Origin of the sequence: Sphingomonas sp. 66-10 (genome assembly GCF_001897045.1) — a bacterium.
In the GTDB taxonomy this organism is placed as follows: Bacteria; Pseudomonadota; Alphaproteobacteria; order Sphingomonadales; family Sphingomonadaceae; genus Sphingomonas; species Sphingomonas lycopersici.
Window position 1 is genome coordinate 6110 of record NZ_MKRR01000001.1, and the last position, 6058, is coordinate 12167.

Below are 6058 nucleotides of genomic sequence, written 5' to 3' on the forward strand. Positions count from 1 at the left end.
CGACGTCGCTCGGCAGCCCGCGCGACAGCTCGGCCACCCGCGTCTTCACCGCATCGACGGTGGCCAGCGCATTGGCGCCGGAGGCGAGCTTGACGCCGAAGGCCGCCGCGGGAAGGCCGTTGAACCGCGAATCGAACCCGTAATTTTCCGCGCCCAGCTCGACCCGCGCGACATCCGACAGACGCACCACCGAGCCGTCCGCGCCGTTCTTGAGCCGGATCGCGCCGAATTGCTCGGGGGTCTGCAGCCGCGACTGGACCGAGACGGTGGCGTTGAGCATCTGCTCCTTGGGCGCCGGCTGCGCGCCGATCTGCCCCGCCGAAACCTGCGCATTCTGCGCCTGCACCGCGTTGGTGACGTCGGCGATCGTCAGCTGATAGGCGTTGAGCTTGAGCGGATCGACCCAGATGCGCATCGCATATTGCGAGCCGAAGGTCTGGATCTCGCCCACGCCGTTCACCCGGCTGATCGGATCCTGCAGCTTCGACACCACCATATCGGCGAGGTCGGTCGCGCTATGCGAGCCGTCCTTCGAATAAAGCCCGACGATGACGAGGAAGTTCGCCGACGATTTCTGCACCTGCAGGCCCTGCTGCTGCACCTCGCGCGGCAACAGCGGCGTCGCGGCCTGCAATTTGTTCTGCACCTGGACCTGCGCGATATCGGGGTTGGTGCCCTGTTCGAAGGTCAGCGTGATCGTCACCGTCCCCGCCGAGGAGGAGGATGACGAGAAATAGCGCAGGTGATCGATGCCCTTGAGCTGCTGCTCGATGATCTGCGTCGTGGTGCGTTCGAGCGTCTCGGCGTCGGCGCCGGGATAGACCGCGCTGATCGACACCGCGGGCGGCGCGATCTCGGGGAATTGCGCGACCGGCAGCGAGCGGATCGCGATCGCGCCCGCCAGCATCATGATGATCGCGATGACCCATGCGAAAATGGGTCTGTCGATGAAAAAGCGTGCCATCGGGGATTACTTCGCCTGCGCCGGCGCGGCGGCCGGCTTGCCCGCCGACGCCGCCTTGGGCGAATAAGGCACCGGCTTCACCGGCATCCCCGGCTGGAGCATCATGCCGCCCTCGATGATCACCCGGTCGCCTGGCTTGATCCCGCCGGTGACCAGCCACGAATCGCCCACCGTCCGCGACGTTTCGAGCTGGCGCTGTTCGACCTTGTTGCCCTGGCCGACGACCATCACCGTCGCATGGCCGCGATCGTCGCGCCCGACGGCGCGCTGCGGCACCAATATCCCCTCGGCCTTGGTCCCTTCGACCAATTGCGCGCGGACGTACATGCCGGGCAGCAGCAACCCCTTCGGATTGGCGAAGCGGATGCGGATCGCCTGGCTGCCGGTAGTCGGATCGACCGTCACGTCGGTGAACTTCAGCTCGCCCTCGATCGGATAGACCGAACCGTCCTCAAGCTTGAGCTGGACGCGCGCCGCGCCGCCCTCGCGCGCGATCTCGCCGGCCATGATCCGCTGCCGGAGCTTGAGCACCTCGGCGCTCGATTGCTGGACGTCGACATAGATCGGATCGAGCCGCTGGATCGTCGTCAGCGCATTGGCCTGCGCCGCGGTGACCAGGGCACCGGTGGTGAAATCGGACCGCCCGATCCGCCCGGAAATCGGCGCGCGGATCGTGGTCCGCGCCAGATCGATCTGCGCGGTGCGCAGCGCGGCTTCCTGCGCGGCAACATCGGCGCGCGCCTGCTGCGCCTGCGTCACCGCATTCTCATAATCCTGCCGGGCGATCGCGTTGATCTTGACCAGCTCGCCATAGCGCCGCGCGAGCGCGGCGGTCGAGGCGATCGCGGCATGCGCGCGGCCCAGCGCGGCGCGCGCGCTGGCCACCGAGGCCTGATAGGGCTGCGGATCGATGCGGTAGAGCGGCTGCCCCTGGCGCACCTGATCGCCCTCCTCGAACAATCGCGCGAGGATCAGCCCGTTGACCTGCGGCCGGACGTCCGAGCTTTCATAGGCCACGGTGCGGCCCGGCAGCTCGGTGGTCAGCGTCACCGGCTGGGTCCGCACGGTGACGACGCTCACCTCGGCCGGTCCCTGCTGCTGCGGTGCGGCACCCTGGCTGCAGGCGGAAAGCAGCAGCACGGCCGCAAGGGCAGGCGCGAATTTCCTCACGAACGTCCCCGATTTTTATGCTAATGCGTGAGTGATCGATCACTCACAATTTGCGCCAGATACGCCCGCCCATAATTGAGAGCAAGCCCGAAAGATCCATGAACGGAGGAAAATTTTTGCGCTGCAGCATCGACGACCGTTCCAGCCGAGCCGCGCAACGGCGCGCGCATATCCTTGAAATATCGCGCCGTTTGTTCATCGAAAACGGATTCCACGGCACCGGCGTGGCGCAGATCGCCAGCGCCTCCGGGGTCAAGGTCGGCCAGATCTACCGCGACTTCGCGTCCAAGGAAGACATTGTCGCCGCGATCGCCGCGCGCGACCTGTCGCGCTTTCTCGACGAGGCCGCGCTCGATCATGCGATCCGCGTCGGCGACATCGCCGGCATCCGCGCGTGGATCCTCACTTTCGTCAGCTATAGCGACGATTTCGAGGGCTATCGGCTGATGCCCGAGATCATGGCCGAATCCGCGCGCAATCCGCGCATCGCCGCGGTGCTGGCGACGCTGAGCGACCAGATCCAGAATACCCTGCTCACCGCGCTCGCCGCCTGCGCCCCGGGCGACCGCTATGCCACGGCGCGCGCCGATCTTGCCGATCTGATCAACACCTTGGGCGGCGGGCTGTGCCAGTGGATCGTCGTCACCGCGCAACAGGGGCGCGATTTCCGGCGGTTGTGCGCGCAACTGAGCACGATCATCGAGCGCGAACTCGATGCGCTGATCGCACGGACGAAGGAGCGCTCGCCCTTTCACGTCATCTCCTCGACCGAAACGCCCCCCAGCCCAGCCTGACGGGCGCGCAACGCGGGTTTCCCGCGCGCACAATCATAATGACGCAGCGCAGCACGAACTGCCTCACAACTTTTTACGCCGGCAATGACGCTCCCCCGCCGTCCCGGCCCGCGCCGGCGCGACGAGGCGAACGGGGAAAAGGGGGGCGCCATTTTCCGGCCGCCTCTCAGCTCACCGGCTGCGGCATCAGCGCATCATCGATCTCTCGCGCGCGCGCCGCGGCTTCGCGCCCCATGATCCGCGCGACATAGGCGTCGAACGCATCGCGCTGCGGCAACGTGCCGAACTGCATGCCCCAGGCGATATGGCTGCCGACGAACACGTCGGCCGCGGTGAAGCGGTCGCCCGCGATATAGGGATTGGCCTTCACCGCCCCTTCGAGCGCGTCGACGACATGGTCGAGCGAGCCATAGCCCACCATCCGCTGCTGATCGGCGGTCGGCGCGACCCCCAGCGCCTTGTCCGCTGTCACCGCCTCGAGCGGACCGGCGGCGAAGAACATCCAGCGGTAGTAGTTGGCACGCTCCGCCGCGGTCGGCGCGAGCCCGGCCTCGGGAAACGCCTCCGCAAGATAGGCGACGATCGCCGCGCCCTCGGTCACCGCGCGGCCGTTGTGGACGATCGCCGGCACCTTCCCCATCGGGTTGATCGCCAGATAATCCGGCCCCTTCATCGTCGTGCCGTAATCGAGCACCACCGTTTCATAGGGTGCGCCCACCTCCTCCAGCATCCAGCGGGCGACACGCCCGCGCGACATCGGATTGGTGTAGAAAATCAAGTCGTTCACGCCATCATCTCCTATCGATTCGCATGGAACAAATTAGGAACATTTGCAGCATCAGGCGTCAAGATATTTGTGCAGGAAGGCGATCGTGCGCCCCCAGGCGAGATCGGCGGCGGGCTTGTTGTAGCGCTCCGCCGAGGTGTCGTTGTTGAAGGCGTGATCGACCCCGGAATAGGTGAACGCCTCGACCGTCTTCCCCGCCGCCTTGAGCGCGGCGACCCACGGCTCGCCGGTCTGCGCGACGCGCGCGTCCTTGCCGGCATAATGGAGCAGCATCGGTGCCGCGACCTTCACCGCCTCCGCCGGGGCCGGCGCCGGGCCGTAATAGGCCACCGCCGCGTCGATCGCCGCGCCGCCCGCCACCGCCAGCCGGTCGACCAGCGCGCCGCCCCAGCAGAAACCGACGATACCGCCCTTCCCGCTGGTCGCCGCGCCCTTCTTGGCTTCGGCAAGGATCTCCAGCCCCTGCGCGATGACCAGATCGTAATCGGCGTGGGCGATCATGTCGCGCGCACGATCCTCATTGGCGGGGGTGCCGCCCTGCGGGCCGAGGAAATCGGGCGCGACGACGCGGAAACCGGCCAGCGCGACGCGCCGCGCGACATCGCGGATATGATCGTTGAGCCCGCGATTCTCGTGGATCACCATCACCGTGCCCAGCGGTTTGCCGCCGGTCTTGGGCCGCGCGAGATAGACGATCGAGGGCTTGCCCGCCGCGGTGGCGTGAACCGTGCGGGTAATCAGCCGGGCATCGTCGGGCGGCGTGATCGACGCGGCGGCAGGCGCGGCGCCGATCCCGGCGATCAACGCCTCGGCCGCCGCGACCGACCCGGCCAGCGCGGTCATCTCGCGCAGCAGGGTGCGGCGATCGCGATGCTCGTGGGTATAGGCGTCATACAGCCGGACGGCGCGATCGCGCAGCGACGGATCGGTCATAACCACACTCCGATTCGCCCCCCGGCGGCGGGCGGATCATAATGAGGTAGGGCCGATATGGAAGCACTTGGATCGCCCCCGGATCGAGGCCGGGGTGACGATCGGGTGATCTCAGGCCCGGGCGAACCACCACACGCCGTCGCGCGTCTCGCAGATCGCGCGCCCCTCGATCTCCAGCCGGCGCAGATGCGCGAGCGCCTCGCCGGTCGCCATGCCGATCACCTCGGGGCCGATCGGCCGGCGGAACAATGTGGCGAAGCAATCGACCGCGCGCAGCGGCCCTTCGGCCATCAGATCGACCAGCGCGTCGAGCCGCTCGCGATGTTCGCGATCGAGCGCATCGAGCCGCGCATGAAGCCCGTAGAACGGGTCGCCATGCCCCGGCAGGACGAGCAGGTCATCGGGCAATTGCTTGAACTTGGCGATCGATTCGAGCCAGTCGCCGAGCGGATCGTCGTTGATCTGGCTGGCGTGGATCGAAACGTTCGAGCTGATCCGCGGCAACACCTGATCCCCCGAAATGAGGATATGCCGCTCATAATCGACGAGGCAGGCATGTTCGGGGCTGTGCCCGGTGCCGGTGACGACCTGCCAGTCGGCGCCGCCGATGCGCAGCGTCTCGCCGTCGCGGATGCGGTGGTAGCGCAGCGGCAGCCGCGAGATCATCTTGGCGAAATTGGACCAGCCCGCCCCGGCGCCGCGCGCCACCTGCGCCTCGTCCCACCCCGCACCGCGCCAGAAATCGAGCTGTTCCTGCGGCACATCGGGACGCGCATCGGCGGACAGCATCCGCGCCATCAGCCATTCGGTGCGCGTCATCACCAGCGGCGCGTCGTCGAACCGGCGCGAGAGCCAGCCGGCGAGGCCGATATGATCGGGATGAAGGTGGGTGCCGAGCACCCGCGAGATCCGCGTCCCCGCGAGCGGGCCGTCGAGGATCGTGTTCCACGCCTCGGTCGAACGCGGCGAGGCGGTGCCGGTATCGATCGCCATCGCGGCGCCGTCGCCATCGTCGAGGATCAGCCCGTTGACGTGCTTGAGCGGGCCCGACATCGGCACGCGCCACCAGCGGATACCCTCCGCCACGGTGAGCAGCTCGCCCGGCAGCGGCCCGCGCTCGCCGAAGGGAAAGGTCAGGCCGGCGTGGCTGGTGGGGGTCAGCCCTTCGTCGCCGATCAGGGTGCGCTGGATATTGACTGGCATCGGCGCGACCGTGCCACCGCGACGCATCCGCGTCACGCGCTTTTCTCAAACGAGCGGCTTAGAAATTATCGCACCCGTCACCCCGGCCCTGAGCCGGGGTGACGGGGTGGAATCAATGCTTGAACGGATCCTCGAACCCGAGATCGTTCGCTTCCTCGCCCGCCGCTTCGGCATCGCGCGCCGCCTGCTGGCGCTCGGCGCGGAGCT

Annotated in this window: 6 protein-coding genes; 1 reads left to right on the forward strand and 5 read right to left on the reverse strand. The window is 67.7% G+C overall.

Annotated elements, in window-relative coordinates:
• Positions 1 to 964, reverse strand: a 964-nt coding sequence (locus BGN95_RS00030; RefSeq protein WP_502688219.1) for an efflux RND transporter permease subunit, incomplete at its 3' end; no start/stop codon positions are given.
• Between the two features lie 6 nt (positions 965 to 970).
• Complete coding sequence (locus BGN95_RS00035; protein ID WP_286771251.1) at positions 971 to 2134, reverse strand: efflux RND transporter periplasmic adaptor subunit; 1164 nt, start codon at positions 2132 to 2134, stop codon at positions 971 to 973.
• Between the two features lie 98 nt (positions 2135 to 2232).
• Between BGN95_RS00035 and BGN95_RS00040 the strand changes: the two genes are divergently transcribed.
• Positions 2233 to 2928 carry a TetR/AcrR family transcriptional regulator gene (locus tag BGN95_RS00040; protein WP_265269557.1) on the forward strand — a complete coding sequence of 232 codons (696 nt, stop codon included), beginning with the start codon at positions 2233 to 2235 and terminating at the stop codon, positions 2926 to 2928.
• A 166-nt stretch (positions 2929 to 3094) separates the two neighbouring features.
• Here BGN95_RS00040 and BGN95_RS00045 read toward each other — a convergent pair whose 3' ends face one another.
• From BGN95_RS00045 to BGN95_RS00055, 3 genes are all read right to left on the reverse strand, one after another.
• Positions 3095 to 3715: a glutathione S-transferase family protein gene (locus BGN95_RS00045; RefSeq protein ID WP_286771252.1), complete on the reverse strand. Its 621-nt coding sequence runs from the start codon at positions 3713 to 3715 to the stop codon at positions 3095 to 3097.
• 51 nt (positions 3716 to 3766) lie between these two features.
• Complete coding sequence (locus tag BGN95_RS00050) at positions 3767 to 4648, reverse strand: dienelactone hydrolase family protein (protein ID WP_265269559.1); 882 nt, start codon at positions 4646 to 4648, stop codon at positions 3767 to 3769.
• A gap of 111 nt (positions 4649 to 4759) precedes the next feature.
• Positions 4760 to 5878: an MBL fold metallo-hydrolase gene (locus BGN95_RS00055; RefSeq protein ID WP_265314146.1), complete on the reverse strand. Its 1119-nt coding sequence runs from the start codon at positions 5876 to 5878 to the stop codon at positions 4760 to 4762.
• Between the last annotated feature and the right edge of the window lie 180 nt (positions 5879 to 6058).

Excerpts from the sequence above, each read along its gene's own strand:
- BGN95_RS00040 (WP_265269557.1), top strand. The coding sequence starts at position 2,233 with ATGAACGGAGGAAAATTTTTGCGCTGCAGCATCGACGACCGTTCCAGC.
- BGN95_RS00050 (WP_265269559.1), bottom strand. The coding sequence starts at position 4,648 with ATGACCGATCCGTCGCTGCGCGATCGCGCCGTCCGGCTGTATGACGCC.
- BGN95_RS00055 (WP_265314146.1), bottom strand. The coding sequence starts at position 5,878 with ATGCGTCGCGGTGGCACGGTCGCGCCGATGCCAGTCAATATCCAGCGC.